The organism is Allorhizobium sp. Av2 (assembly GCF_021462805.2).
Taxonomy (GTDB): domain Bacteria; phylum Pseudomonadota; class Alphaproteobacteria; order Rhizobiales; family Rhizobiaceae; genus Allorhizobium; species Allorhizobium vitis_G.
Window position 1 is genome coordinate 1,321,251 of the sequence record NZ_CP192696.1, and the last position, 25,451, is coordinate 1,346,701.

Consider the following 25,451-nt stretch of genomic DNA (forward strand, 5'->3'; position numbering starts at 1 on the left):
GTGCATTTTGTAATATCGAATGCGATGAGGATATAGTGATGAACGCCCCAAGAAAGTTTAAATGATCGCAAAACTTCTATGAATTTTGCATCCGAGATGCTCGTTTGATGGCTGTTGGCGGGCGCTTATAGACCTCCTGAAAAACTGCATTAAAGCGTCTGAGGCTTGTGAAGCCGGATTGTAGAGCGATGTCAGTGATCGGCAGGTCCGTTTCGGTGATGAGGCGTTTTGCGCGTTGCACGCGGGCTGTTTTAGCCACCTGAATAGGGCTTGCTCCAAGATGTTTCTGGAACAGGCGGGTAAGATGTCGTGCGCCAACTCCGACGTGCTCGGCAAGCATTTCTACTGTTGCTTCTCGTGCATCAAGGGCTCCTTCCTCTCTTATAAGTCTGGCGGCTCTTTCCACAATCGTCGCACTTCCTTTCCAGGCAGGACAAAATGGCGCTGTTTCCGGCCGACAGCGCAAACAGGGCCTATAGCCCGCCAGTTCAGCCGCCGTTGCACTTGGCAGGAATTCGACGTTGCAGCGATAGGGTAGGCGCACGGGGCACACGCAACGGCAATACACCCCTGTGGTTCGAACGCCGATGAAGAATCGTCCGTCGAAATCTGGGTTACGTGCCAGCCATGCTTGCTCGCATATGGAAATATCCAAACTCATGGCTGGATATTATAGCAGTCTGGATACTCATAAAAGGACGGAGTCCGATTCCGGCGAGTAAGGGGCGTGAGATCGGATAGGTTTGCCCTGTTGCATCACGACAGGATCTTTATATGCAGAAAACAGAATCCATGGGCCTTTCAGACTGGGCTCTCCTTTTGTTTCTATCCGTTCTGTGGGGCGGTTCTTTCTTCTTTTCAAAGGTTGCCCTTTCTGAACTGCCGCCGTTTACTGTCGTTTTTGCGCGTGTGGCAATTGCGGCCTTGGCTTTGTATGTCTATCTGCGGGTAACGCGACAGGCCATTCCAACAGCCACGAAAATCTGGGTGGCTTTCTTCGGTATGGGGTTGTTGAACAATTTGATTCCGTTCAGCCTTCTCTTTTGGGGGCAGACGCAGATTGCCAGCGGCCTTGCTTCGATCCTGAATGCAACGACGCCAATCTTTTCGATTGTTGTGGCGCATTTCCTGACCGAAGAAGAACGGCTGGCACCCAATAAGGTCGCAGGCATCCTCTTTGGCTTCATGGGTGTTCTGGTGCTGATGTCCGGCAATGGCCTGTCATCACACGAGCTTTCGTTGCTGGCCCTGTTTGCCTGCCTTGGGGCTGCTCTATCCTACGGGTTTGCAGGTGTCTTTGGCCGCCGGTTTCGGCGCATGGGAATTACGCCAACGACAAGTGCCTTTGGCCAGACGACGGCGACGACCCTTATGATGATACCAATCGTTGCCTTTGTGGACGCGCCTTGGCACTTGGCAGCGCCGAGCGGTGGCGTCATCGCAGCGCTTCTGGGCTTGGGGCTGCTGTCCACCGCGCTGGCCTATATTATCTTTTTTCATATTCTCGCCGTGGGCGGCGCGATTAACAGTTCTCTGGTGACCTTGCTCATTCCTGTGAGCGCCATCGTTTTGGGAAGCGTGTTTCTGGGGGAGGTCTTAGCATTCAACCATTTCGCTGGCATGGCTTTGATTTTTATGGGCCTGATATCGATAGACGGTCGTTTGTTTCGATTGTTCGACAAAAGGAACGATGGGAGCCGCCAATGAAGAATGTTCGCTACACGTTTATGAATAGCCCGATAGGCAGCCTTCTTTTGGCGGGTGATGGTCGCAGACTATCCCGTATTGGTTTTCCAAGCGGCAAGGGCTTCATCAAGCCTAAACCGGAATGGGTGTTGGATGACGCCGCTTTCGAAGGCACGAAAGATCAGTTGCGGGCGTATTTTAATGGGACAAGGCAGGAATTTGATCTGCCGCTCGATCTGGAAGGGACCGATTTTCAACGTGACGTGTGGCAAGAACTGATACGAATTCCGTTTGGCATGACAATCAGTTACGGCGAGTTGGCACGCCGCATAGGTCGTTTATCAGCGAGCCGCGCGGTTGGGGCTGCAAATGGAGCCAATCCACTCCCGATTGTCATTCCCTGTCATAGGGTGATTGGTTCGAACGGAAGTTTGACGGGTTTTGGTGGTGGTCTTGATACGAAAAAGTGGCTTTTGACGCTTGAGAGAGCTGCCGTAGGGATTGATGAGCCACGGCTGCTTTGATGGTCTTTTCTCAGAAATTCCATCACATCTATAAACAATGAAAGCCCTCCGCACCCACAAAGGTACAGAGGGCTTATCACATCAAACCGGACGTACCAAAATATGCTTCTTCTTACCCAATGACAGCTTGATCACCCCATCAGCCGTCACTTCACCAGTGCCAATGCTTGCGCGCTCATCTGACACGCTTTGATCATTGATCTTCACGGCTCCGCCCTGCACATGACGGCGGGCTTCGCCGTTGGAGGCGGCGAGGCCGGCTTTGACGATCAGGGCGAGAAGGCCGATGCCTGCCTCAAGCTCGGCGCTAGCGACCTCGATGGAGGGCAGGTTGTCGGCCAGTGCGCCTTCCTCGAAGGTTTTGCGGGCCGTCTCAGTTGCTTCTTCGGCGGCTGCGCGGCCATGCAGGATGGCGGTAATTTCGGTGGCGAGGATTTTCTTCACCTCGTTGATTTCCGCACCACCCAGCGCCGACAATCTGGCGATCTCGTCCATCGGCAGCGTTGTGTAGAGCTTCAGGAAGCGGCTGACGTCAGCATCTTCCGTGTTGCGCCAATATTGCCAGAAATCATAGGCCGACAGCAGGTCGGCATTCAGCCACACAGCGCCGGTGGCCGACTTGCCCATCTTGGCACCGGAGGATGTCGTCAACAGTGGCGAGGTCAGCGCGTAGAGCTGCGGTGTGCCCATGCGGTGGCCAAGGTCAATACCGTTGATGATATTACCCCATTGGTCAGAACCACCCATTTGCAGGCGGCAGCCGTAGCGCTTGTTCAGCTCGACATAATCGTAGGCCTGGAGAATCATGTAGTTGAATTCCAGGAAGGACAGCGACTGTTCGCGGTCGAGGCGGGTCTTGACGCTCTCGAACGACAACATGCGGTTGACCGAGAAATGGCGGCCCACATCGCGCAAGAATTCGAGATAGTTCAGCCCACGCAACCATTCGGCATTGTTGAGCATCAATGCGCCGCCCTTGGGGCCCTTGTCGTAATCGAGGTAATGCGCGAAGCAGCGCTTGATCGAGGCAATATTGTCCTCGATCTTGTCCACGGTCATCAATTGACGGGCTTCTTCCTTGAAGGACGGATCGCCCACCATGCCAGTGCCGCCACCCATCAGAGAAATCGGCTGATGGCCGGTTGCCTGAAACCAGTGCAACATCATGATCTGAATGAGCGAGCCAGCATGCAGTGACGATGCCGTGGGATCATAGCCGATATAGGCGGTCACGGTTTCCTTCGACAACAGATCATCAAGGCCGGTTTCATCGGAAATCTGATGAATAAACCCGCGCTCATGCATTGTACGGAGGAAATCGGACTTGAACTTGGACATGATCGTCACGCCTTCTGGTATCGGACTTTGCTCTTGTGAATTTGGAATTCGAGGCGGCTTTATCATTGTTTTTTGAAAAGTGCATCAATTTCAGCCATCAATACCGCTCTTTCTGATCGCCGGGAAAAGGAACATCGAGTCGTGACCAAAACGCTGCAAGCAATCGGCCTGATGAGTGGCACCTCCATGGACGGCATCGATGTTGCCCTGGTCACTACAGATGGCGAGGCGGTGGTGGAGCGTGGGCCGTTTCTGGCGGTGGCTTATGACGATGCGTTTCGCCAGCGACTGAAGCAGGGGCTGGAGGATGCCAAGGTGATCACCGACCGCCGCCAGCGCCCGGCAAGCTTGGCCGCGCTGGAGAGGGAGTTGACGCTGCGTCATGCAGATTCGGTCAAGACCTTCCTGATGCAGAATGGGCTTCGCGCCCGCGATATCGATGTCATCGGCTTTCATGGCCAGACGGTGTTGCACAGGCCGGATCAGGCTTTGACGGTGCAGCTTGGCGATGGCGCGTTGCTGGCCCGCGAAATCGGTATTGATGTCGTCTACGATATGCGGGCCAATGATATGGTGCATGGCGGGCAAGGCGCTCCGCTGGTGCCTGCCTATCATGCCGCCTTGGCTGGCGGGTTGGGGGCGGAACGCCTTCCGGCCTGCTTCGTCAATATCGGCGGCATTTCCAACCTGACCTATATCGGTGCCGACGGCGAAATCGCTGCCTTTGACAGTGGTCCCGGCAATACCCTGATCGACCAATGGGTTGAGGCCCACACTGGTCTTGCTTTTGATGCCGGAGGCGGGATTGCTGCCAAGGGCAGGGTGGTGAAGCCATTGGCGGACCGATATCTCGGCCATGGGTTTTTCACCTCCAATCTGCGCCGCTCACTGGATCGTAATGATTTCACCCCGCCCAAGCCCGGTGATATCAGCCTTGAAGATGGCGCGCGCACGCTGGCGCATGTGGCCGCGGCGTCGATTTTCGCCTCGGCCCGGCATTTGCCGCAACAGCCGAAAACCTATGTGATCTGCGGCGGTGGCCGGTTGAATGAGGTTGTCATGGCAGATTTGAGCGACATGGCGGCGCGGGAAGGGGCTGTGATCGTCAATGCCGATGATCTGGCGCTCGATGGCGATGCCATGGAGGCGGAGGCCTGGGCCTATCTGGCGGTGCGATCGCTAAAAGGCTTGCCACTGACCTTTCCTGGTACCACTGGCGTGCGCCAGGCGGTCTCGGGCGGGGTGCATCAAGTTCCGCTGGTCTGCGAGACGGAGCGGCTTTTGCTGACCCCATGGCGGGCGGGCGATGAGACATTGCTGGCCGATCTTCATTCGACCCCTGAAACCAGCCGCTTTGTCAGCACGGGAGCGCCATGGAGCCAGTCCTATTCGGCTGAGCGCATCGATGGCTGGATGGATGACTATGAGGCAAATGGTGTTGGTAAGCTCAAGCTGGTTGCCCGGGAGGATGGCCGCTTCATCGGGCGTGCCGGTTTCTCGTGGTCGAAAGACAGCGGGCATTACGAATTGGGCTATTCCATCTGCCATGATGAATGGGGCAAAGGCTTTGCAACGGAAATCGCTGATGGCTTGAAGCACTGGTTTTTTGAGCAAGGCATCGGTAACGCCTTCATCGCCTTCGCCCATATCGATAACGCGGCCTCGCTGGCCGTGCTGCGCAAGATCGGCCTTACGGAGACGGAGCAGCGCGACTACAAAGGTCGGCCATTTCAGTTTTTTGAATGCGTGGCGACTGAGTAACCGAAGGCATGTGACCGCTGAAAAACACCCGTCCTCAACATGAACAAGAGGATCAGATTGCGTTCATCTTGTTTCGCTTAATCTCCAGTCATCGTTTCCAGTGAAACGCATCAGGAGATAGAAGATGAAGAAATTTTTGGTCGCATGTCTGATCGGTCTGGGAAGCATCACAGCAACGGCGGCGCCGTCTCTGGCCGATGATGTCAGGGTTATGGTGTATGATCGCGGTCATAATCCTGATCGCTACTACAGCCGTGACGATCGTCGTCCGCATCATCGCAATTTCGAGCGGCGTCATCACGCCTACCGCGATAACTGCCGGACCAAGAAGGTCAAGTTCCGTCATCATGGGCGTTGGGTCTACAAGACAACCACGGTTTGCCGTTAAGCCCATCAGCTTGAATTAGGATAGAAAAAAAGCCGGATCAGAAATGATCCGGCTTTATAATGTCAGCTATTCAGCTGGAATATGGCTCCCCGGGCCGGATTCGAACCGGCGACCTGTCGATTAACAGTCGAATGCTCTACCGCTGAGCTACCAGGGAATGTACCGTTTGAAGCGGTGTGAACCGCGTCCGTTGGTGTGAGTGGGCTTCTACTCAGGCTTTGATGGTTTGCCAAGTCCCTTTTTGAAAAAAAAGTGCCTCTTGTTTTGTTTTCCCCTCTTTCCCATCTGATGTCTGTGGGAAAACTGGCCTCAAGCGGCCTTGAAGGACGACTGTGACGGAAAAGAAAACCAAGACCTATCATATGGATACCGAGAAGGGCCGCCTGCATCTGGGGCGTTTCAACCTGCCGATCCCGCAGTCTCGCGGCGGGCGGATCACGGTTGGCAGTCTTCTGGTGGTTGGCGGCTGCCTGGGCTTTCTGCCCGTGCTTGGCTTCTGGATGGTGCCGCTTGGTGTCTTGGTGCTGTCCCATGACGTCGCGCCGGTCCGGCGGTTTCGCCGAAGGGCCGGGCTGAAATTTGCCAGGGCTCAAAAAAATGGCTGGAAGCTGGGGCGCAAACGACGGCCCCATATGCAGCGGTGAGGGTTCAGAACTCGTTTGTTCAGGCGAAATAACGTCGCTTCGGTTCCACGGCCTGGGTGCCTTGTACGGCTGGAATCGTTTGCAGGACGCGCTTGGCGGGCAGGATGGCAATCACTTCCGTCCCCTCGCGCAGTTTTGATTTCAGCTTGAATTCGCCGCTATGCTTGGCGAGGATGGCCTGGACGATGGGAAGGCCTAGGCCCGTCCCCTGTTCGGCGCTCTTGATGGCGATGGAGCCTTGGCCGAAGGCTGAGAGCACCACGGGGATTTCCTCTTCGGCGATGCCAGGGCCATTGTCCTTGATGGAGACATATTGCCCGCCGCCGACGGTCCAGCCGACCTTGACGAAGATTTCTCCGCCCGGCGGCGTGAATTTCACCGCATTCGACAAAAGGTTCAGCACCACTTGCCGAAGCGCCTTTTCATCGGCCCAAAGGGCGGGCAGGTTGACTTCATATTGCTGGGAAATCTTGATATCCTTGGCCTTGGCGCGCAATTGCACCATGCCGACGCAGTCCTCGGCGACTTCAAGCAACGAGATTGATTCTTCCGAAAGATCGTATTTGCCAGCCTCTATCCGCGACAGATCGAGTATTTCGTTGATCAGATTGAGCAGGTGCTGGCCGGACCTGTGAATGTCGCCGGAATATTCCCGGTAAAGCGGATTGTTGAGTGGCCCCAGCACTTCCTGGGCCATGACCTCGGAAAAGCCGAGAATGGCATTTAATGGTGTGCGCAACTCATGCGACATTGAGGCGAGAAAGCGCGATTTCGCCATATTGGCTTCTTCCGCCCGGCGGCGGGCTTCATCCGACATGGATTTGGCCACTTCCAACTCGGCGATCAGGTCGTCCTTCTCGCTCTGGAAGGAGATCAGCTTGAGGTTGGAGACATAGAGCCTGCCGGTGATATAGATGAAGAACAGCACGGAGACGGTAAAGGCCAGGGCCAGCGTCGCGTCGTCGACACGTTGCGAAAAAAACGCCTGAGCGGAAAGCGCAATGATCGGTGGGGTAAACGCATAGAGTACGGCCTGACGCAGCAAAATATTGGTCATGGCCGTGGTGCAGAGCACCACCAGCAGCACGGAGCCTTTCAGCAGCAGGTTGCTTGTCGGGCCGCAGGCCTCGCAGGTCTGGAAGGTAAAGGCGGCCCAGCAGCAGCCCATGGCCAGATGCCCGCCCAGCAGAACATGGCGCCAATGTTCCTGATGATGGGAGACCGGAATGCGCTTGGCAGCCTTGCGAATGAGCAGAATGTTCAGGGCATGAATGCTCAGCGTCAGCAGCGCCCAGAGGATATAGATCGGGCTTCCCGACAGGTAGGCCGTCAGGCCCGCGGTCAATATCGTGATGAAAGGTGTGATGGCCGCGCCTTGCAGGCTGGCCTGGGTATGCATGGACAGCAGGTCTTTTTCGAAAGCCGGTGTGCCGCCATGGGTGGAATGCAAGCGTTCTCTGGTCATGCGTAAGGCTTTTGCCGTCGCCTTGTTGCGGTGGCTACGCGATAGGTCGACAATATTCTTGTCGGTCGAGTTTGAGACGCCGTTACCCATGATATGGTTGCATTTTTTCCGCGGTCCGTCTCAGACTAGCCATGAAGTCTTAAGAGTTACTTTCTGGAAAGGTTTTATTTGCCATTCTCGGATACCGGCTGTTATTGAAAAGGGCCAGATTGTGTCACGCATGCATCGGATCATTGCTGCCGCCTTCGTCTGCCTGGTCATCGGCACTATGATTGCCGCTGCCTTCTGGCCCCGCAAAATGCCGTCCTTCGATGGCCCTTTCGTGATTGCCGATGGTGAAACATTGGTGACAAATGGTCAACGTCTGCAACTCAAAGGCCTGGATTCACCCGAAATTGGTCAGCGGTGCCGGGGTGAGGATGGCGTGGTCCAGCTTTGCGGTGCACAGGCCCGATTCGGTCTGGCCCAGCGCATGGCTCAGGCCGGTGTTCTCTGTCAGGGAAGGGATCGCATTGAAAACGACCGTATTCTGGTGACCTGCACTGTCATGGGCCGCGATGTTGGTGCCGACATGGTTCGCTCCGGTCTCGTTCTGAATGCGGGCGGCTATGAGAGTGAGGAAAAGCAGGCCCAGGCCGACAAAGTCGGGCTTTGGGCAGGCACTTTCGACCGGCCAGAAGAATGGCGAAAACTGCATCCTCGCAATGATATCATCCGCAGGCAGGACGAAAATTGACCGTGAACGTGCCTGTTGACCTCGACGGACTGCGCGCCGCCATTCACGCCTGCCGGATCTGCCGGGATTGTCCGACACAGGCAACGGCGCTGCCGCATGAGCCACGGTCCGTTGTGATTCTGTCGCCTACCGCTCGCATTCTGATTGCCGGGCAGGCGCCGGGTAAGCGGGTGCATGAAACCGGACTGCCTTTCAACGATGCCTCGGGCGATCGGCTGCGGCAATGGTTGGGCGTGGACAGGGAGGCGTTTTACGATAGCCGCAACTTTGCCATCCTGCCGATGGGCTTTTGCTTTCCGGGATATGATGCCAGAGGTCACGATCTGTCGCCCCGGCGCGAATGCGCCCCGCATTGGCGCGATGCGGCCATGGCTGTCATGCCACAGGTGGAACTGGTGCTTGCCATCGGCCAATATGCGCAACGCTGGCATATGGGCGACCTGCGAAAACCAACCTTGCATGCCACGGTGCAAAGCTGGCGCGAATCGTTTTTTACCAACCGGCCAGGGCCGAAGATTTTGCCGCTGCCTCATCCCAGTTGGCGAAACAGCGGTTGGCTGCGCCGCAATCCGTGGTTTGAGGCAGAATTGCTACCTATCTTGAAAAAGCAAGTGGATCACTGGCTACGGTGAAAGCATTTTGCTTTCGTTCGCTCCAAATTGCGCTATACCGAAAAAAAATTTCAATGGTGTCGCTCATGGATCGTCTGGACCGTAAAATTCTGCGTATTTTGCAGGAGGATTCCACTCTTGCCGTTGCCGACCTCGCCAAGAAGGTCGGTCTCTCCACCACGCCCTGTTGGCGGCGTATCCAGAAGATGGAAGAGGATGGCGTGATCAAGCGCCGCGTGGCGCTGCTCGATCCGGTCAAGGTCAATACCAAGGTGACGGTGTTCGTTTCGGTGCGCACCAATACCCATTCGATCGAATGGCTGAAGCGCTTTTCCGAAGTCGTGGCTGAATTTCCCGAAGTGGTCGAATTCTATCGCATGAGCGGCGATGTGGATTACCTGCTGCGGGTCGTGGTGCCTGACATCGGCGCCTATGATGCCTTCTACAAGCGGCTGATCGCCAAGATCGAGATTCGTGACGTATCCTCGGCCTTCGCCATGGAGCAGATCAAATACACGACCGAATTGCCGCTCGATTACATGATGCTCGACAATAATAAATCGGGTGAAGAATAAGGGTTGGGGAGCCTGATAGACAGGCTCCCCAATCTCATCATTTTTCCAGCCGGGCCAGCAGGGATGACGTATCCCAGCGATTGCCGCCAAGCTTCTGCACGTCGCCGTAGAATTGGTCGACCAGGGCTGTCAGCGGCAGGGTGGCGCCATTGGTCTTGGCTTCGTTCAGCACGATGCCCAGATCCTTGCGCATCCAATCGACGGCAAAGCCGAAATCATATTTGCCGACGGCCATGGTCTTGTGGCGGTTTTCCATCTGCCAGGAACCGGCAGCGCCCTTGGAAATCACATCGATGACCTTTTCGATGTCGAGACCGGCCCGCTTGCCGAAATGCACGCCCTCTGCCAAGCCCTGAACGATACCGGCAATGCAGATCTGGTTGATCATTTTGGTCAACTGACCGGAACCCGCTGGCCCCATCAAGCCAATCATCCGTGCATAGGCGTCGATCACCGGGCGGGCCTGTTCGAACACTGGTTCATCGCCACCGCACATAACGGTCAACACACCATTTTCCGCGCCAGCCTGACCGCCGGACACTGGCGCATCGATGAAGCCAATGCCTTTGGCCTTTGCAGCCTGATAAAGTTCGCGGGCAACGTCCGCTGAGGCCGTGGTGTTATCGATCAAGATCGCACCGGGTTTCATGCCCGCGAAAACACCATCGACGCCAATGGTGACGGCACGCAGGTCATCGTCATTGCCGACGCAGGTGAAGACGAAAGCGGCATCCTTCGCGGCCTCTGCCGGTGTCAGGCCAAGCGCCCCGCCATGCTGGGCTACCCAGCTTTCGGCCTTGGCCGTGGTGCGGTTATAGACCGTCACATCATGGCCGCCCTTCGCCTTCAGGTGTCCGGCCATGGGATAACCCATGACGCCCAATCCGATGAATGCCACCTTGGCCATGTCTTAAGTCTCCTTTGCTTATTGCGCGCCGCCAGAGGTATCGCAGCCCGCAACGCAGGAAAAGTTATTTTTGGGCCAAGCGGCCATGATGGGGTGGTGCCGGATCAGTGTTTCAATTCGCGGGCAAGGCGTTGCAGGGACCCGATGACACTGGCTGCCATGCCAGGCGCACTGATATTGTGTTCACCATCCTCAACGACAATCAACCGACTGCCCGGCCAAGCCTGATGCAGATCATAGGCCGTCTTCAGCGGGCTACCGAAATCGAGGCGGCCATGAATCAATATGGCAGGAATACCCTCCAACAGCTTGATGCGCTGAAGGATTTCCCCATCGCCTAACCAGGCCCGATGCGACCAGTAGTGGGTGACAAGCCGGGCAAAACACAGCCGAAACCGGGCATCCGACCATCTGGCATGCGGGACATAGCCCGCCTTTACGGCAAGATGGGCGGATTCCCATGCGCACCAGGCACTTGCGGCCTTTTCATGAATCTCTTTGTCAGGATTGATCAGCAGTTGGTGATAGGCGGTAGTGAGATCGCCGTCTCGCTGATCCCTTGAAAGATGGTCGAGAAAGCGGGCATGCTCTGCCGGAAAAAACTGTCCGACGCCGCGTGTGATCCATTCGATTTCGGCAGCACTTGTCGTGACGACCATGGTCAGCAGCAGGCCGAGAACCTGCTTCCGGTGCGCTTGGGCATAGGCGAGCGCCAGCGTTGATCCCCAGGACCCGCCCATCACCAGCCAGCGCTCAATGTCGAGATGGAGGCGCAGCGCTTCGATATCCTCAAGCAGATGCGGCAGCGTGTTGGTACTGATATCGACCACCGGATCGCCCGCAAAGGGGAGACTGCGACCGCAATGGCGCTGGTCGAACTGGATGATGTGATAGTGCTCGGGATTGAAGAATCGGCGCGTGGTTTCAGAGAGGCCGGAGCCGGGGCCGCCATGCAGAATGACGGCCGGAATGCCCTGACGGTTGCCGCTGCATTCGAAATAGATCCGGTGGCCGTCCGTGACCGGCAGGTGGCCGGTTCGGTAGGGCGGCAAGGGCGGATGAAGATCTGGTCCGGTCATCTCGCCCTCGCGGCTTTTAGGTCAGTTCAAGGTTTTTAACTGCGCGATCACCAGATGGCCGGGCGAAGGCTCACCATCCTGCATGCGCACATTGATGTCGGTGACTTCGACGACCTCGAAGCCAGTGGCGGCCAACCGCTCGCGGATATAGGTCTGCGCATGGACGAAACGCTGATGCGGGCCGACCTTGTAGGGCACATCCTCACCCATGGTTTCCGAGGAGAAGATGAAATAGCCGCCCAGCATCAGATTTTCCGACACGCCGAAAAACAGCGGCTCAAGCGCGCCAAGATAGGGCAGGACATCGGTAGCGGTGATCACGTCGAACAGGTCCTCGTCATTGTCCTCAAGGAAATCCTCGACTTCGGCAACGTAAAGCGTGTCGTAAAGGTCTTTCTCATGGGCGATCTCGACCATGTTTTCCGAAAGATCGATGCCGGTGATATCGTCCACCATATCGCGCAGGGTGCCGCCGGTCAGGCCGGTGCCGCAGCCGAGATCCAGCAGGCGCTTGAATGGGCCAAGCTTCAGTTCCTGCAAGCGCTGGCGCACGATGACCGGCACGGCGTAACCGAGCTGATCAACGAGAATATCTTCGAAATCCTCGGCATGCTGGTCAAACAGCGTTTCCACATAGGCATCGGAGGCACGCGGCGGCGTTTCACCACGGCCAAGCGAGGCAAGACGCACGGCAGCCCCGCCATGGTCTTCCGGGTCGATTTCCAGAACCTCGTGATAGGCCTTCACCGCAGCGTCGATATCGCCAGCCTTCTCAAGCGCCAATGCCCGGTTATAAGCCTCGGACAGCTTCTCTTCATCGATTTTCGCCATTGCGTCGCCCTCAGATCACGCCGCCGCGCACCGGATCGGGCGTCAGGCTCTGGCGTAAATTTCAATCCATCCGCATGATCTCGGCCCGGCATTGAAAGTCAATGGTCGGTGCCGAGAACAGGCGATTGGCGTGAGGGTCTACCGGCTCATGGCGCGTTTGGCAATATTGGCAGCTTTCCCTCCAAGGCCGACTGTCAATGCAGGATGAATTCACCTTTCAGCGCCCGCCATTCGTTGGCGGCAATCAGCTTGCGATGGACATAGCGTACCGAATGCAGCGGTCCATCCAGCTTTTCCTGCCAGAATTTCAGAAAGCCGCGCATTTCCGGAAAATCCGGGGCCAGATCGTAATTCTGCCAGATGAAGGTTTGCAGCAGGTTTTGGTGATCAGGCATGCGGTAGAGAATTTGCGCTGTGGTCATGCCATAGCCTTTCAGCATCATTTCCATATCGGAAGTCATGCCAGATTTATGTGTGTCGTCATTCCTGATGTCAGTGTTCATGGCAACCTCGTTTCGTTCCCATTCTGATCCCGGCGGCACAGGTTAAACCTGCCCGTCGCGCATCGGTTCGTCCGATAGGATGATGGTTCCATGCGAGGCTTAATTGAGGCTTAACAAAACTGTCATAAATGACATTTCAAAATAAAAATCATATGGTTAGCAGCGTATCGTCTTGAGTGCTGCCAGGTTTTGTCAGCGCTTGAGATGGCGCGTCAGCCGTGTCTCGATGGCGGCCCAGCCATGGCGCAGGATTTCGACAATGGCGAGATAGAAGATCGCCGCCCAAAGATAGGTCTGGTAGTCGAAGGTGCGCGAGAAGGCGTAGCGGGTCTCGCCCATCATATCGAGAACGGTGATGATCGACAGAATGGCCGAACCCTTGACCATCAGGATGATTTCATTGCCGTAAGGCCGAAGCGCAACAATCAGCGCTTGCGGCAGGATGATTTTCCAGAACGTGACGGTGCGCGGCAGACCCAGCGAAGCAGCACCTTCATGCTGGCCGCGTCCAACGCTGCGGATCGCGCCCCGCAGGATCTCTGCCTGATAGGCGGCCGTGTTCAGCGACAGTGCCAGCAACCCGCAATACCAGGCATCGCGGAAGAACCACCAGAGACCGACGGCCTCGAATTCCGTCCGGAACCCACCCAGGCCGTAATAGACCAGAAACACCTGCGCCAGCAGCGGCGTACCGCGAAAGACATAGACATAGGCATAGGTCACGGCATTGCCCAGACGGTTTTTCGACATCCGGCCAAAGGCGATTGGGATAGAGAGGACCGCGCCTGCGGCAATCGAGATGACGACGATGCTGAGCGTCGTCCCAAGGCCCGAAATAAAACGCGGACCGTATTTGACGAATTTATCCTGGTCCCAATTGCCGATCATCATCGCCAGCAGGCCAAGGCCAAGCAAAGCCCAGACCAGCAGCAAAGATCCGCCCAATACCCGGCCAGGGGTAACGCGATGCTCATGTCTTGGAGGTGCTGGGCGCGGCGGAATCAGTTCAAGACTGTGGCTCATCGGTTCGCCCCCGACTGTTTCGTCCAGTTTTCGATATAGCCGACGGCGATGGAGGAGAGGATTGCCAGCACCAGATAAAGCGCACAGGCAATCGTATAGAACAGGAAGGCTTCCTTGGTGACACGGGCGGCAATGCCGGTCTGGCGGATAATGTCGGAAAGGCCGATGACAGAGACCAGCGCGGTATCCTTCAAAAGGTTCATCCACAGATTGACGATGCCGGGCAGGGCGATGCGGATCAATTGCGGCACGATCACCAACAGCATGGTTTTGGTGCGCGACAGGCCGATGGCAAAGCCCGCCTCATATTGACCGGAGGGAATGGCGCGGAAGGCTGATTGCAACACCTCGGCGCAATAGGACGAAAACACCAGAGCCAGTGCGATCATGCCGGCGAAAAAGGCGTTGATTTCAATCCGTTCCTCAAAGCCCATGGAGGCGAGGACGGACTGAATGAGGATCTGCGAGCCGTAATAGACGATGAACAGCGTCAGGAGTTCCGGCAGGCCGCGAAAGATCGTCGTGTAGATTGCGGCTGCCTGGCGCAACATGCGCTCGCTGCTTTGGGTGGCAAGGGCAATCAGGAAGCCAATGACCAATCCGAAGGGCAGGGTTGCCGCAGCCAGCGTGACGGTGACCTTGAAGCCGAAACCGATTTCATCGCCCCAGCCCGCGTCGCCGCAGGCCAGAAGTGTCCCGGATGCAAACCAGGCGAAGATCCCGGCGCTGCCGCAAAAGGGATCGAAAATCTGCGAAACGAGCGCCCAGAAGGCGTCGAGCGCGGAAGCGAGTCCGCCCATTTAGCCAATTCCCCTTGCGGTCTTTGCCGCATGTTTTTGTTTTGTCTGTTGTGCGTGATCCGGGTAGACCCGGATCACGCCGTCTTAAACCGATTTATTTGTCGCCGTAAACGTCAAAATCGAAATATTTGGCATTGATCTTCTGATAGGTGCCATTGGCGCGAATGGCGGCGATGGCCTTGGTGAAGCGGTCAGCCAGAGCGGTTTCACCCTTGCGAACAGCAATGCCTGCACCCTCACCATTGATCACAGGATCGATCGGTAGTGGCGTCAGGATCTTGCAGCAGGTGCCTGCATCGCTTTTGACCCATTGCGTCAGCACCACGACATCGTCGATGACAGCATCGATACGGCCATTGGTGATGTCCAGCTTGTATTCGTCGGCTGTCGGGTAAAGCTTCAGTTGCGCATCAGCCATATGCTTTTCCGCATAATTGGCATGAGACGTGGAGCTTTGGGCACCGATGGTCTTGCCCTTCAGGTCTTCGACGCTTTTGGCTGGCGAATCCTTCGGCACGGCGATGGCTGGAGGGGTGTTGTAGTATTTCTTGGAGAAATCCACCTTTTCCAGGCGCTCGGGGGTGATCGACATCGACGCGACGATGGCGTCGAATTTCTTCGCCTGCAATGCGGGGATGATGCCATCCCAATCATTGGTCTTGAAGGTGCATGTCACCTTCATTTCTTCGCAAAGCGCCTTGGCGATATCGATGTCGAAACCGGTCAGCGAACCGTCGGCTTCCAGGCTGTTGAAGGGCGGATAGGCGCCTTCCGTGCCGATAACGAGCTTTTCTTCAGCCATGGCGCCACCGGCAAACAATGACAGGGCAGTAAGGGAGGCGGCGGCCAGAAAACGGGTCGAGATACGCATGAGATCCTCTCTGTTGGTTGCCATGCGGGATGAGAATGTCCCGCTGGCGCAGGTGCCGGCCATTTCTTTGAATTTTCGCCGGAACGTTTCGCCAGTTTTTCCGTTTTTGCGGAAATTGCAACTGCTAATGCTAGCCACTCCCCGCCTCATATCGTGAACATGCTATTCACCCTTCGTTCATTCCAATCCAGCCATCTTCCTGCCTAGAATCCGGCGCGTAAAAGCACGTCGTTAAAGAATCGAATTCAAGAACAACGAGGCAATATGCCTCAACTGCGAGGAAAACCCATGGCAGTACAATCCAGGATAACGGCATCCGTGCTTATTGCACTTGCAAATCTCGTTGCCGCACCATCCTTTGCCGCCTCTTATACTTCCGACACTCTCGCACCAAGCCAGGATATTGCCGGCCGGATGCGGGCGATGTCGGCTGGCACGACACTTGACGGTCACGGCATCGTGCTGATGGCCCAGGCCGAGCCTCCGCCGGAAGAGCTGCCGAAGCAGAAAAAGAAGGGGCCGCCGGAAGAGGGAAAGCCCGGCGAGGAGCGCCCGCCTGAGGCACCGAGACCGCCGAAGGAAGACAAGCGCCCTGAGGCGCCACCCGCCCGTAGTGAAGCCGCCCCGCCTGCCCGTGTAGAAGCACCTGCCCGGGAAGAAGCGCCTGCTCAGCAGACTAGGCCAAAGCCTCCGGCTGGAATGGAAGCGCCTTCCGCCGAGCCGCCACAGCAGAAAAAACATGAAAAGCCGATGGAGCCAGCGATAGAGCCACAAAAGGCTCCCCCGCCGCCAAAAATGGAGCCGCCGAAAATGGCCGAGCCTCCAGCGGAACCGCAAGAAAAGCCGGTGAAGCCGAAGAAGAACGAAGCTCAGCCGCCTATGCCTCCTGCCGGTGAGCCGAAAGGTGCGCCGATGCCGCCTGTTGGTGATCGTACGATTGCACCGCAACCGGGTACGCCCCAGCCTGGAATGCCTAAGGGCGAGGCGCAGCCCGTGAAACCGGAAGACCAGAGACCTGCTGGCAAAAGGCCCGCTCAGAACCCTGCTGCTCAAAATCCTGCTGAACAAGATCCGGCTGGAAAAGCCCCGGACGGTCAGAAGCGTCCAACTCCGCAAGCGGAAGGTCAAGCACCTGTGGGCCAACCGCAAAGGCCGCAAGCTCCGCGGCCAGCCGAACCGGAACCCCAAGCCAAGCCCGAACCTAAAACGGCGCCTGAATCCCAAGTAAAGCCTGCTGCGCCTAACGCGCCCGCAGAGCCCCCGGCTGGAAAGCCGCCAGCCGGAAAGCCGCCAGCGCCTCCGGTAGCTGAGCCGCCGTTGCCGGGCGGGCCAAAGCCGCCTGCCGAGGCACCGCAGCCGCCCGTTCAGCCTGCCGCACCACGTGCCGATGCTCCCATGCCGCCACCGCCCGGTCCCGGCAATGATGAGGCTGGCAAGCCGCGCCCAGCTCTGTTGCCACCAATGAACGCCACACAGTCTCGTGAGCAAGGTGGTCTTCCTGGCCAAGGCGGAAAGGGCGGGGCTCCTGGTCAGGGTGGTCAAGCTGGACAGAACGGCCAGCCGGGCCAACCTGGACAACCCGGTCGTCCGGGAGCTACGGGAGCACCGGGCGATGCTGTGAGCGATCAGCAATTGCGCCCGCAATTGCCGCCGCAGGAACAGGCACCATTTACGCCGAAAGAATTGCAACGGCTGCGGGCTTTGGCCGACAAGCCGTCGCAGACCGATGAAACCATCATCCTGCCGGTGGATCGCGGTGCGCCCGTGCTCGACAGCGACAAGGACAATAATTGGCGTCGCGGCATGTCTGAAGACCAGTTGCGCCGTCTGCGTCAGCAGGCCGATGACCAGGATCGCTACGCTATCCCCGAAAGCGATGCCCAGGCCCAGCAGGACTATTACGGCAACCGTCCGCGCCAGGAGATCCGCATCGAATCCATCGATCAATATCAGGGCCGCCGTCTGCGCGATCAGCCGCAATTCACCTATCCCGACGATGTCCGCGTCGAACGCAGCTTCGACGATGACCGCGAGGTGATGGATTATGGTGGCCAGATCGTCATCCGCAGCGACGACAACCGCCGTTTTGCTCAATATGGCCGCCCGCCTGTTTATGAACAGGTGGATCACCAGCGTGTTCGCATCACTGTCTTCAAGGAAAACGGCGATCGAATCGTCAGCCTGCGCAATCGCTATGGCCAGTTGATCCAGCGGTCTCGCATCGATGCCAATGGTGAGGAATATGTGCTGTTCTACTCGCCGGATCTCTATGGTGCCGACGACGACCGCCGCGTTGTCTACCGTGATCCGGGTGCGGACCTGCCGCCCATGCGCCTGCGGGTGCCGCTCAATGACTATATTATTGACGTCGGCAGTTCGCCCGACCGCGATTATTACAAGTTCATGGAGCAGCCGCCGGTAGAGCCCGTCGAGCGTGTCTATACGATTGACGAGGTTCGCAACTCTGCCCGTATCCGCGATAAGATGCGCCGCATCGACCTCGATACCGTGACATTTGCGACTGGTAGCGCCGATATTTCCATGAACCAGGCTGGCACCTTGAAGAAGGTTGCGGATGCTATCGTGCGGGTGTTGAAGGACGATCCGGGCGAAACCTTCCTGATCGAGGGCCATACCGATGCCGTCGGTTCGGCTGAGTCAAACCTGGTGCTGTCGGACCGCAGAGCTGAGTCGGTCGCCAATGTCCTCACCCAGGTTTACGGCATTCCGCCGGAAAACATGATCACCCAGGGCTATGGTGAGCAGTTCCTCAAGGTGATGACCTATGGGCCGGAACAGCAGAACCGGCGCGTCACGGTTCGCCGGGTCACTCCATTGGTGCGGCCGGTGCAGGCGGCCCGCTGATAATACTCGGATATCAACCATGCCGCCGGAGCGATCCGGCGGCATTTTTAATTGCAGAGACCTGTAGCCGAGGCGATGAAAGCGGCAATCGCTATTGTGTCGTCGAGATCGAAGACCGGCAGGTCTGTGTCGGTGATCTGATGATCGGCAGCGATGGCGATGATATGCGGATCATCAGGGGCAAGCGGCGCGCCGTTCCTTGCGTCCAGACGCCGCGCCTCGATTTTCGGGATTGCTTCGCGTTTATAGCCTTCGATCAGCACGAGATCGCAGGGCGATAGCCGAGACAAAATTTCATCGAGGCTTGGCTCCGGACTTCCCCGCAGTTCATGCATGATGGCAAAGCGCGTGCCCGAAACAATAGCGACTTCCGCCGCGCCGGCCTGACGGTGCCGGTAGCTATCGGCACCGGGCTTGTCGATGTCGAAATCATGATGGGCGTGTTTGATTGTTGAAATCCTGAAACCGCGTTGTGTGAGTTCGGCAACCAGCCGCTCGGTGAGCCCTGTCTTGCCCGAATTCTTCCAGCCGGAAATGCCGAATACCCTTTGAGGAACGCGATCATTGGATGTCATGGGGCAGAGCCTTGAGATAGATTTCCGCCCGGGCCAGATCATCCGGGCTGTTGACGTTGAAAAATGGATCAAGCGGGCCATAGGTGGTTTCAATGGCCTGAAATTCGACCTCGATACACGGTTGATCCTGAAGGAAAAGCATGAGTTTACGATTGTCGGGCTGGCCCAGCCAATGCTCGATTGGTTCTTTCAACGCGACCGGCCACAAGCCGACAACCGGGTGAACTCGCCCGAGCGAACGTGCCAGCACGACGGTTTTTTCGTCCGCTGTCACGGACAGTAGACGCTGCGCCAGATCTGCCGGTAGGAAGGGCGTATCGATGGGGGCGACCAGCACATGGCTGGAGGAAGTGACCTGCCGGGCAAATTCCATGGCGCTGGCAATGCCCGCCAACGGTCCGGCATAACCGGTGATCGTGTCGCCGATTCGGGGCAAGTGGGTGTTGAGGGTCGGATCGTTGCTGTTGACGACGAGGTTGCCGACCTGTGGTGACAGCCGGTTGGCCACATGGTCTAGCAGGGTAAGGCCTGCCAGCATGGTGGTTGCCTTATCCGCGCCCATGCGGCGCGACAGTCCACCAGCCAGAATGACGCCGGGAAGGTCGGTTGGTGTTGCAGGTGGTGCCATGGCGCGCTCTTGGCTCAAGCTGCCAGCGCGCTGGCATCGCGGATTTTCCGGAGCCGTTCACGGTGGAACGTATAAAGACCCGATCCGACCACAACGGCCATGCCCAGCAGCATCCAGGGGTCTGGCCATTCATGAAACACCAGAATGCCAAGGCCGATGGCCCAGAGTAGGCCCGAATAGCGGAAGGGTGCAATGAAGGAAATGTCGGCGGTGCGCATAGCGAGAATGATGCATTGATAGCCAATGAACATCAAGATGGCGGCACAGATCAGTACCCCGAAAGACGGTAGGGATAGCGGCTGCCAGCCACCCTGGACCGGGATGAGCGCCGCCCCGGCCAGCCCGTTACCGGCGGCGGTCATCAGGGTGATGACGATGGATGGCGTGGCCCTGTCGATCCGTGTGGTCACCAGATCACGGGTGGCGGCGAAAAACACGCTGCCCAGCACGTAGAGCGCCGACAGGGTAAAGCCTTCCGGACCGGGTCGGATGATGATCATCACCCCGATAAAGCCAGCGATAATGGCAAGCCAGCGCCGCCAGCCGACTGGTTCTCGCAGAAATACCGCAGCACCAAGCGTGACGGCCAGCGGCAGCGATTGCAGGATCGAGGCGGCATTGGCGAGCGGGATGGCAGACAGTGCCGTGAGATAGGTGATCGAGGCCAGAATCTCACACAGCACGCGGGTCATGATCAGCGGGTTGCCGAGCAGTTTGGGTGAAATCGCGGCGCGGGCCTGACGGGCAATGCCATAAACCAGAAGCGTGGTCAGCGCGCCGCGCACCAGCATGATCTGCCCAACGCTCATCACCTCGGTCAGCGATTTCGACAGGGCGTCGTTGATGGTGAAGCCAGCCATGGCCGCTGCCATGAACATAGCGCCCTTCATATTTCGGGTCAGCACCATCGCGTAAAAGCTTTCCAAACAGTCCACCCGGCCACTTTGCCCGGAGTTAGATGCGGTGTTCTATCCAGAAAACCAATAGATGCAAAGGTTTGAAAATACCTGTTAACCGCCGGTGACACTCATATGACGCGACACGGCGGGGCGACGAGTGGTGCGGTCGATGATGAAATCATGGCCCTTGGGTTTGCGCAGGATCGCCTCATCAATGGCCGCAGACAGCAGTGCATCATCCTCGCTGGACCGCAAGGCGGCCCGAAGATCCGCCGCATCGTTCTGACCGAGACACATATAGAGTGTGCCGGTGCAGGTCAGGCGAACGCGGTTGCAGCTCTCGCAGAAATTATGGGTGAGCGGGGTGATCAGACCCAGCCTGCCACCGGTTTCCTCGACGCGGAGATAACGGGCCGGGCCGCCGGTCTGATAGTCGAGATCCTGGAGGGTGAAATGCTCTGCCAATCCTTGCCGAACCTCGGAAAGTGGCAGGTAGCGGTCGGTGCGGTCCTCGTCGATCTCGCCCATCGGCATGGTTTCGATCAGCGTCAGATCCATGCCCCTGCCATGGGCAAAGCGCATCAGATCGGGAAGTTCATCCTCGTTGAAACCTTTCAGGGCAACCGCATTGATCTTGATGTGAATGCCAGCCGCCTGGGCCGCATCGATACCTTTGATGACCTGCGCCAGGTCTCCCCAGCGGGTGATGGTGCGGAATTTCTGCGCGTCCAGCGTATCCAGCGAGACGTTGATGCGACGCACTCCCGCGTCGGCCAGTTCGGCTGCGTGGCGCGCGAGTTGCGACCCATTGGTGGTCAGCGTCAATTCCTCAAGCGCGCCGCTTTGCAAGTGGCGTGACAGGCTGCGGACCAGGAACATGATGTTCTTGCGCACCAGCGGTTCGCCACCGGTCAGGCGCAGCTTGCGCACGCCCTTTGCGATGAAGGCACTACAGAGCCGGTCCAGTTCCTCCAGTGTCAGCAGGTCCTTTTTCGGCAAAAAGGTCATGTTTTCCGCCATGCAATAGGTGCAGCGGAAATCGCACCGGTCCGTTACCGAAACCCGAAGATAGGTGACGGCCCGGCCGAAGGGATCGACCATTTTGTCTGGCATCTGCGCCGGCTGTAGACCGGTATGGGCCTGCAAGGTCTGATTTTCCTGCAAGTTTGGCGCCGGCTGGTGCAGGCGGGGGGCATAATCCAAGCGAACCTCCATGATTGCTCACTAATCTGGTGCGCGCATTGCGATCCGTCAAGCAAGGCAACAGGCTGGACGACTGGAATAAGTTGGATCGAACTGAATCGGGTGATACAGCATCAGACCGAAAAGTGCGAAGCGGTTTGCTCGGATTGTGTCGAATGCGGTGCTTTAAAATATGACAGGGAGAATGTGGTGAGCGAAGTTTGGCCGAAGGAAATCAGGGTGTCACCGGATCGGCGGCTTTTGACGCTGGTGTTTGATAATGGGGAGAGCGTCAGTGTAGCAGCGGAAATGCTCCGGGTGCTTTCGCCGTCCGCGGAGGTACAAGGCCACGGGCCGGGCCAGAAGATCACCGTGCCCGGCAAGCGCAATGTGACGATTGCCAAGCTTATTCCAACCGGCAATTATGCGGTGCGGATCGGTTTTGACGACGGCCATGATACCGGTATCTTTACCTGGGCCTATCTGCGCGAGCTTGGGCAAACCGGTGAGACGAAGTTTGGGGAGTATCTGCGCGACATGGAGGCAAAGGGCCTGTCGCGCGATAAGCTTTAGAAGCTTTTATACCAGCTCTCATCCCTTGTAGATCAGCCAGCCCTTGGCGAAATCCTTGCGCATGCCCGGCTCAAACGGCCTGCTGCAATTGCGCCCGGCATTCTTTGCGCAGTAAAGGGCGATATCGCTCCGGCTGTACAGTTCGCCGGGGTCCTGGCAATTGGCGGCAAGGGCAAAGCCGATGGAGACCGTGACCGGACCGTAATTGACGCCGGTGCGGGAGTTGCGAAACAGGGTGTTTTCCAGATTGGTGCGGATGCGTTCGCACAGCCCGAAAACTTCGGTATCCGGCATGCCCTCAACGATGATGGCGAATTCCTCGCCACCCGCCCGTGCAACAAAGGCATCACGCGGTGCATTGGCGCGGATCACGCCGGCCACGGTCGCCAGGATCTTGTCGCCAACCGGATGGCCGAATGTATCGTTGATCTTCTTGAAATGGTCGATATCGATCAGCATGAGCGACGTTGTCGTCAGTGTCGAGGGATAGTTGAACAGACCGGCCATCCGCTCATCGAAGGCGCGGCGATTGGCAAGCCGGGTTAACGAATCGGTATTGGCGATCCGCTTGTATTCGTCCAGTTCGCGCCGTACGGCATCCATTTCAACGGATTTCTGGGTAAAGCTTTCCGCGGTCTTTTCGCCATGGGCCAGCGTATCGTCTGTTGCCCGCGTCAAGAGTGCGATGGCATTGCGCAGCAAATCGACACTGCCGCTGCTCTTGGCATTGATGCGTGAGCAGGTCTCATCCAGCAGCTTGTTATAAGTCTCCAGCGAGCTTTGTTCCTGCTTCATCAGCCGCAGCAGATTGTCCAGTTCCGAAACCAGCCTTGAATGGGCATTTTCGATAATGCGGTTAGAATTGTGGCCGAAAAATTCCTCGGCAATCCGGTCGAGGTCATCCTGGGTGGCGCGGCTTCCAAGGGCGGTAACCCTGCGGGTCAGAACCGGGTTGGACCCGATATAGGCCTCATAGAACAGCTCGTAATTTCTTGGCAGCGGCGAAATGCCCATAGAGCGCATCGCAAAGGAAATTTGCGTTGCGATGTCGAGCCCCTGCGATCGCGCCAATGTTGCGGTGTTCATCCTGCTAGCCCCATCCGATAATCCCCACTCAGGATTAGGACTGAATGGTGAGCAAATATTTAAAGCAATAAGTAAAGAACGCCAGGAATTGTAAAATTGATATTTATTCTATGAAAATCCACAGTAAACTATCGTAGTCCACGTGCAAAGCCAAATTGTTGCCTTTGCACGTGGATTAAACGATCAGAGGTTGAATTCCTGGAAGAAATCGTTGCCCTTGTCATCAGTGACGATGAAGGCCGGAAAGTTTTCGACCTCGATCTTCCAGACGGCTTCCATGCCGAGTTCCGGATATTCCAGCACTTCAACATGGCGGATACAGTCCTGGGCAAGCCGGGCTGCCGGGCCACCGATGGAGCCGAGATAGAAGCCGCCATGGGTCTTGCAGGCTTCACGCACCGCACGGGAGCGGTTGCCCTTGGCCAGCATGACCATCGAGCCGCCAAACGACTGGAACTGGTCCACATAGCTATCCATACGGCCAGCCGTGGTTGGCCCGAAGGAACCGGAGGCAAAGCCTTCCGGCGTCTTGGCGGGGCCGGCATAATAGACCGGGTGGTTTTTCATGTAATCCGGCATGCCTTCGCCGTTTTCGAGCCGTTCGCGGATCTTGGAATGGGCCAGATCGCGGGCGACGATGATCGTGCCGGTCAGCGACAGCCGGGTCTTGACGGGATGCTTGCTCAACTCGGCCAGGATGGCGCTCATTGGCTGGTTGAGGTCGATGCTGACCGTGGAGGAGGAGAGGGCGGCCTCGTCGATGTCAGGCATGTATTTCGACGGATCGGTTTCCAATTGCTCGATGAAGATCCCGTCGCGGGTAATCTTGCCCATCGCCTGGCGGTCGGCGGAACAGGAAACACCAAGGCCAATCGGCAGCGAGGCGCCATGGCGCGGCAGGCGGATGACCCGCACGTCATGACAGAAATATTTGCCGCCAAACTGGGCACCTACGCCGAGCGATTGCGTCAGCTTGTGGATTTCCTGCTCCATCTCGATGTCGCGGAAGGCATGGCCGCTTTCGGAGCCTTCAGTCGGCAGGGCGTCGAGGTAACGGGCCGAGGCGAGCTTCACCGTTTTCAGGTTCATTTCTGCCGAAAGCCCGCCGATGACGATCGCCAGATGATAGGGGGGACAGGCTGCCGTGCCAAGCGACAGGATCTTGTCCTTCAGGAAATCGATCATCCGGTCATGGGTCAGCAGCGAAGGCGTACCCTGATAAAGAAAGGTCTTGTTGGCAGAACCGCCGCCCTTGGCCATGAACAGGAATTTATAGGCATCCTCGCCCTCCTCATAGAGGTCGATCTGGGCGGGCAGGTTGGTCTTGGTGTTCTTTTCCTCGAACATCTTCAAGGGTGCCAGCTGCGAATAGCGCAGATTACGCTTTTCATAGGCATCGCGCACGCCATGGGCCAAAGCCTCATAATCGCCGCCATCCGTCCAGACGCGGCGGCCCTTTTTGCCCATGACGATGGCGGTGCCGGTATCCTGGCACATCGGCAACACACCACCGGCGGCGATATTGGCGTTTTTCAACAGGTCATAGGCCACGAAACGGTCATTGTCGGTTGCTTCCGGGTCCTGGAGAATGGAGGCCAATTGCTTCAGGTGGCCTGGGCGCAGCAGGTGGTTGATGTCGGACAGCGCGGTTTCGGCCAGAAGCCGCAGGCCTTCCGGATCAACGGTCAGGATTTCCTGGCCCTTGAAGGTTTCGACCGAGACGTAATCGGCGGTCAGTTTGCGGTAGGGAGTCGTGTCTTCGCCAAGGGGAAAGAGATCGTCAGCCATCGAAGGAGCCTTTTTGCCAAACGGATTTTCGGCATTTGGTCTAGTTCGGCGACAAGCGCTTTGCAAATGATTCTAAAGTGGACAGTGCGATGCAACATTTAACGTGAGAGAAT

The 25,451-nt window shown here is 57.4% G+C and carries 26 protein-coding genes, 1 tRNA gene and 1 pseudogene; 11 read left to right on the forward strand and 17 right to left on the reverse strand.

The features are described from left to right. Positions 1-76: 76 nt before the first annotated feature. Positions 77-661 (reverse strand): bifunctional transcriptional activator/DNA repair enzyme AdaA, encoded by a 585-nt coding sequence (locus FS819_RS06400; protein WP_156547855.1) that lies wholly within the window; start codon positions 659-661, stop codon positions 77-79. Positions 662-774: 113 nt separating this feature from the next. Between FS819_RS06400 and FS819_RS06405 the strand changes: the two genes are divergently transcribed. After that, a complete protein-coding gene (locus tag FS819_RS06405; protein WP_156547854.1) occupies positions 775-1,707 on the forward strand; it encodes a DMT family transporter in 933 nt (310 codons plus the stop codon). Further along, a complete protein-coding gene (locus FS819_RS06410) occupies positions 1,704-2,210 on the forward strand; it encodes a methylated-DNA--[protein]-cysteine S-methyltransferase (protein ID WP_156547853.1) in 507 nt (168 codons plus the stop codon). The genes FS819_RS06405 and FS819_RS06410 overlap by 4 nt, the downstream gene beginning before the upstream one ends. Positions 2,211-2,291: 81 nt before the next feature. Here the strand turns inward: FS819_RS06410 and tyrS are convergent, their stop codons facing one another. Further along, a complete protein-coding gene (gene tyrS, locus FS819_RS06415; RefSeq protein WP_156547852.1) occupies positions 2,292-3,548 on the reverse strand; it encodes a tyrosine--tRNA ligase in 1,257 nt (418 codons plus the stop codon). A 141-nt stretch (positions 3,549-3,689) separates the two neighbouring features. Here tyrS and FS819_RS06420 point away from each other — a divergent pair. The 3 genes and pseudogenes from FS819_RS06420 to FS819_RS06430 form a co-directional block, all read left to right on the forward strand. Then, a pseudogene (locus FS819_RS06420) lies at positions 3,690-4,790 on the forward strand (anhydro-N-acetylmuramic acid kinase); the annotation flags it as partial. After that, complete coding sequence (locus tag FS819_RS06425; RefSeq protein WP_234624433.1) at positions 4,791-5,309, forward strand: GNAT family N-acetyltransferase; 519 nt, start codon at positions 4,791-4,793, stop codon at positions 5,307-5,309. A gap of 124 nt (positions 5,310-5,433) precedes the next feature. Next, on the forward strand, positions 5,434-5,697 hold the full coding sequence (locus FS819_RS06430; RefSeq protein ID WP_070164587.1) for a hypothetical protein: 264 nt from the start codon (positions 5,434-5,436) through the stop codon (positions 5,695-5,697). Between the two features lie 82 nt (positions 5,698-5,779). Here FS819_RS06430 and FS819_RS06435 read toward each other — a convergent pair. Further along, a tRNA-Asn gene (locus tag FS819_RS06435) sits at positions 5,780-5,854 on the reverse strand. 175 nt (positions 5,855-6,029) lie between these two features. Between FS819_RS06435 and FS819_RS06440 the strand changes: the two genes are divergently transcribed. Then, on the forward strand, positions 6,030-6,341 hold the full coding sequence (locus FS819_RS06440) for a hypothetical protein (RefSeq protein ID WP_139190284.1): 312 nt from the start codon (positions 6,030-6,032) through the stop codon (positions 6,339-6,341). A gap of 19 nt (positions 6,342-6,360) precedes the next feature. Here FS819_RS06440 and FS819_RS06445 read toward each other — a convergent pair whose 3' ends face one another. Next, positions 6,361-7,896 (reverse strand): sensor histidine kinase, encoded by a 1,536-nt coding sequence (locus tag FS819_RS06445; RefSeq protein WP_156547851.1) that lies wholly within the window; start codon positions 7,894-7,896, stop codon positions 6,361-6,363. A gap of 130 nt (positions 7,897-8,026) precedes the next feature. Between FS819_RS06445 and FS819_RS06450 the strand changes: the two genes are divergently transcribed. From FS819_RS06450 to FS819_RS06460, 3 genes are all read left to right on the forward strand, one after another. Then, positions 8,027-8,542, forward strand: a complete 516-nt coding sequence (locus tag FS819_RS06450; protein ID WP_156547850.1) for a thermonuclease family protein — start codon at positions 8,027-8,029, stop codon at positions 8,540-8,542. Then, positions 8,539-9,174, forward strand: coding sequence for a uracil-DNA glycosylase family protein (locus FS819_RS06455; protein ID WP_156547849.1), 636 nt, complete (start codon positions 8,539-8,541; stop codon positions 9,172-9,174). The genes FS819_RS06450 and FS819_RS06455 overlap by 4 nt, the downstream gene beginning before the upstream one ends. A gap of 65 nt (positions 9,175-9,239) precedes the next feature. Further along, complete coding sequence (locus FS819_RS06460; protein ID WP_015915887.1) at positions 9,240-9,728, forward strand: Lrp/AsnC family transcriptional regulator; 489 nt, start codon at positions 9,240-9,242, stop codon at positions 9,726-9,728. Positions 9,729-9,765: 37 nt separating this feature from the next. Here FS819_RS06460 and FS819_RS06465 read toward each other — a convergent pair whose 3' ends face one another. The 7 genes from FS819_RS06465 to FS819_RS06495 form a co-directional block, all read right to left on the reverse strand. Further along, complete coding sequence (locus tag FS819_RS06465) at positions 9,766-10,635, reverse strand: NAD(P)-dependent oxidoreductase (protein ID WP_156547848.1); 870 nt, start codon at positions 10,633-10,635, stop codon at positions 9,766-9,768. A gap of 104 nt (positions 10,636-10,739) precedes the next feature. After that, on the reverse strand, positions 10,740-11,714 hold the full coding sequence (pip, locus tag FS819_RS06470; RefSeq protein ID WP_156547847.1) for a prolyl aminopeptidase: 975 nt from the start codon (positions 11,712-11,714) through the stop codon (positions 10,740-10,742). Between the two features lie 21 nt (positions 11,715-11,735). After that, complete coding sequence (locus tag FS819_RS06475) at positions 11,736-12,545, reverse strand: class I SAM-dependent methyltransferase (protein ID WP_070164593.1); 810 nt, start codon at positions 12,543-12,545, stop codon at positions 11,736-11,738. 194 nt (positions 12,546-12,739) lie between these two features. Continuing rightward, on the reverse strand, positions 12,740-13,006 hold the full coding sequence (locus FS819_RS06480) for an usg protein (RefSeq protein WP_041696536.1): 267 nt from the start codon (positions 13,004-13,006) through the stop codon (positions 12,740-12,742). 234 nt (positions 13,007-13,240) lie between these two features. Beyond that, entirely contained in the window at positions 13,241-14,071 is an 831-nt protein-coding gene (locus tag FS819_RS06485) for an ABC transporter permease (protein WP_156547846.1), read from the reverse strand. Then, positions 14,068-14,871 carry an ABC transporter permease gene (locus FS819_RS06490; RefSeq protein ID WP_156547845.1) on the reverse strand — a complete coding sequence of 268 codons (804 nt, stop codon included), beginning with the start codon at positions 14,869-14,871 and terminating at the stop codon, positions 14,068-14,070. Before FS819_RS06490 ends, FS819_RS06485 begins: the two co-directional genes overlap by 4 nt. 94 nt (positions 14,872-14,965) lie before the next feature. Continuing rightward, entirely contained in the window at positions 14,966-15,742 is a 777-nt protein-coding gene (locus FS819_RS06495) for an ABC transporter substrate-binding protein (protein ID WP_156534967.1), read from the reverse strand. A 288-nt stretch (positions 15,743-16,030) separates the two neighbouring features. Between FS819_RS06495 and FS819_RS06500 the strand changes: the two genes are divergently transcribed. Then, entirely contained in the window at positions 16,031-18,607 is a 2,577-nt protein-coding gene (locus tag FS819_RS06500; protein WP_197434062.1) for an OmpA family protein, read from the forward strand. Between the two features lie 47 nt (positions 18,608-18,654). On the opposite strand, the gene mobB is transcribed toward FS819_RS06500, so the two are convergent. From mobB to moaA, 4 genes are all read right to left on the reverse strand, one after another. Next, entirely contained in the window at positions 18,655-19,182 is a 528-nt protein-coding gene (gene mobB, locus FS819_RS06505; RefSeq protein WP_156547843.1) for a molybdopterin-guanine dinucleotide biosynthesis protein B, read from the reverse strand. Beyond that, positions 19,169-19,810, reverse strand: coding sequence for a molybdenum cofactor guanylyltransferase MobA (mobA, locus tag FS819_RS06510; RefSeq protein WP_156547842.1), 642 nt, complete (start codon positions 19,808-19,810; stop codon positions 19,169-19,171). Before mobA ends, mobB begins: the two co-directional genes overlap by 14 nt. Positions 19,811-19,824: 14 nt before the next feature. Next, positions 19,825-20,718, reverse strand: a complete 894-nt coding sequence (locus FS819_RS06515) for a DMT family transporter (protein ID WP_156547841.1) — start codon at positions 20,716-20,718, stop codon at positions 19,825-19,827. 102 nt (positions 20,719-20,820) lie between these two features. Next, complete coding sequence (gene moaA, locus FS819_RS06520) at positions 20,821-21,822, reverse strand: GTP 3',8-cyclase MoaA (protein ID WP_070151087.1); 1,002 nt, start codon at positions 21,820-21,822, stop codon at positions 20,821-20,823. Between the two features lie 276 nt (positions 21,823-22,098). On the opposite strand from moaA, the gene FS819_RS06525 reads away from it, so the two are divergent. Then, a complete protein-coding gene (locus tag FS819_RS06525; protein WP_060715616.1) occupies positions 22,099-22,464 on the forward strand; it encodes a gamma-butyrobetaine hydroxylase family protein in 366 nt (121 codons plus the stop codon). A gap of 18 nt (positions 22,465-22,482) precedes the next feature. Here the strand turns inward: FS819_RS06525 and FS819_RS06530 are convergent, their stop codons facing one another. Next, positions 22,483-23,550, reverse strand: coding sequence for a GGDEF domain-containing protein (locus FS819_RS06530; RefSeq protein ID WP_060715615.1), 1,068 nt, complete (start codon positions 23,548-23,550; stop codon positions 22,483-22,485). 183 nt (positions 23,551-23,733) lie between these two features. Further along, positions 23,734-25,338, reverse strand: a complete 1,605-nt coding sequence (locus FS819_RS06535) for a fumarate hydratase (RefSeq protein ID WP_156541606.1) — start codon at positions 25,336-25,338, stop codon at positions 23,734-23,736. Between the last annotated feature and the right edge of the window lie 113 nt (positions 25,339-25,451).

Coding starts and splice junctions, on each gene's coding strand:
- FS819_RS06400 (WP_156547855.1), bottom strand. CDS start 661: ATGAGTTTGGATATTTCCATATGCGAGCAAGCATGGCTGGCACGTAAC.
- FS819_RS06405 (WP_156547854.1), top strand. CDS start 775: ATGCAGAAAACAGAATCCATGGGCCTTTCAGACTGGGCTCTCCTTTTG.
- FS819_RS06410 (WP_156547853.1), top strand. CDS start 1,704: ATGAAGAATGTTCGCTACACGTTTATGAATAGCCCGATAGGCAGCCTT.
- tyrS (WP_156547852.1), bottom strand. CDS start 3,548: ATGTCCAAGTTCAAGTCCGATTTCCTCCGTACAATGCATGAGCGCGGG.
- FS819_RS06430 (WP_070164587.1), top strand. CDS start 5,434: ATGAAGAAATTTTTGGTCGCATGTCTGATCGGTCTGGGAAGCATCACA.
- FS819_RS06445 (WP_156547851.1), bottom strand. CDS start 7,896: ATGGGTAACGGCGTCTCAAACTCGACCGACAAGAATATTGTCGACCTA.
- FS819_RS06450 (WP_156547850.1), top strand. CDS start 8,027: ATGCATCGGATCATTGCTGCCGCCTTCGTCTGCCTGGTCATCGGCACT.
- FS819_RS06460 (WP_015915887.1), top strand. CDS start 9,240: ATGGATCGTCTGGACCGTAAAATTCTGCGTATTTTGCAGGAGGATTCC.
- FS819_RS06465 (WP_156547848.1), bottom strand. CDS start 10,635: ATGGCCAAGGTGGCATTCATCGGATTGGGCGTCATGGGTTATCCCATG.
- pip (WP_156547847.1), bottom strand. CDS start 11,714: ATGACCGGACCAGATCTTCATCCGCCCTTGCCGCCCTACCGAACCGGC.
- FS819_RS06475 (WP_070164593.1), bottom strand. CDS start 12,545: ATGGCGAAAATCGATGAAGAGAAGCTGTCCGAGGCTTATAACCGGGCA.
- FS819_RS06480 (WP_041696536.1), bottom strand. CDS start 13,006: ATGACTTCCGATATGGAAATGATGCTGAAAGGCTATGGCATGACCACA.
- FS819_RS06485 (WP_156547846.1), bottom strand. CDS start 14,071: ATGAGCCACAGTCTTGAACTGATTCCGCCGCGCCCAGCACCTCCAAGA.
- FS819_RS06490 (WP_156547845.1), bottom strand. CDS start 14,871: ATGGGCGGACTCGCTTCCGCGCTCGACGCCTTCTGGGCGCTCGTTTCG.
- FS819_RS06495 (WP_156534967.1), bottom strand. CDS start 15,742: ATGCGTATCTCGACCCGTTTTCTGGCCGCCGCCTCCCTTACTGCCCTG.
- FS819_RS06500 (WP_197434062.1), top strand. CDS start 16,031: ATGGCAGTACAATCCAGGATAACGGCATCCGTGCTTATTGCACTTGCA.
- mobB (WP_156547843.1), bottom strand. CDS start 19,182: ATGACATCCAATGATCGCGTTCCTCAAAGGGTATTCGGCATTTCCGGC.
- mobA (WP_156547842.1), bottom strand. CDS start 19,810: ATGGCACCACCTGCAACACCAACCGACCTTCCCGGCGTCATTCTGGCT.
- FS819_RS06515 (WP_156547841.1), bottom strand. CDS start 20,718: ATGGTGCTGACCCGAAATATGAAGGGCGCTATGTTCATGGCAGCGGCC.
- moaA (WP_070151087.1), bottom strand. CDS start 21,822: ATGCCAGACAAAATGGTCGATCCCTTCGGCCGGGCCGTCACCTATCTT.
- FS819_RS06530 (WP_060715615.1), bottom strand. CDS start 23,550: ATGAACACCGCAACATTGGCGCGATCGCAGGGGCTCGACATCGCAACG.
- FS819_RS06535 (WP_156541606.1), bottom strand. CDS start 25,338: ATGGCTGACGATCTCTTTCCCCTTGGCGAAGACACGACTCCCTACCGC.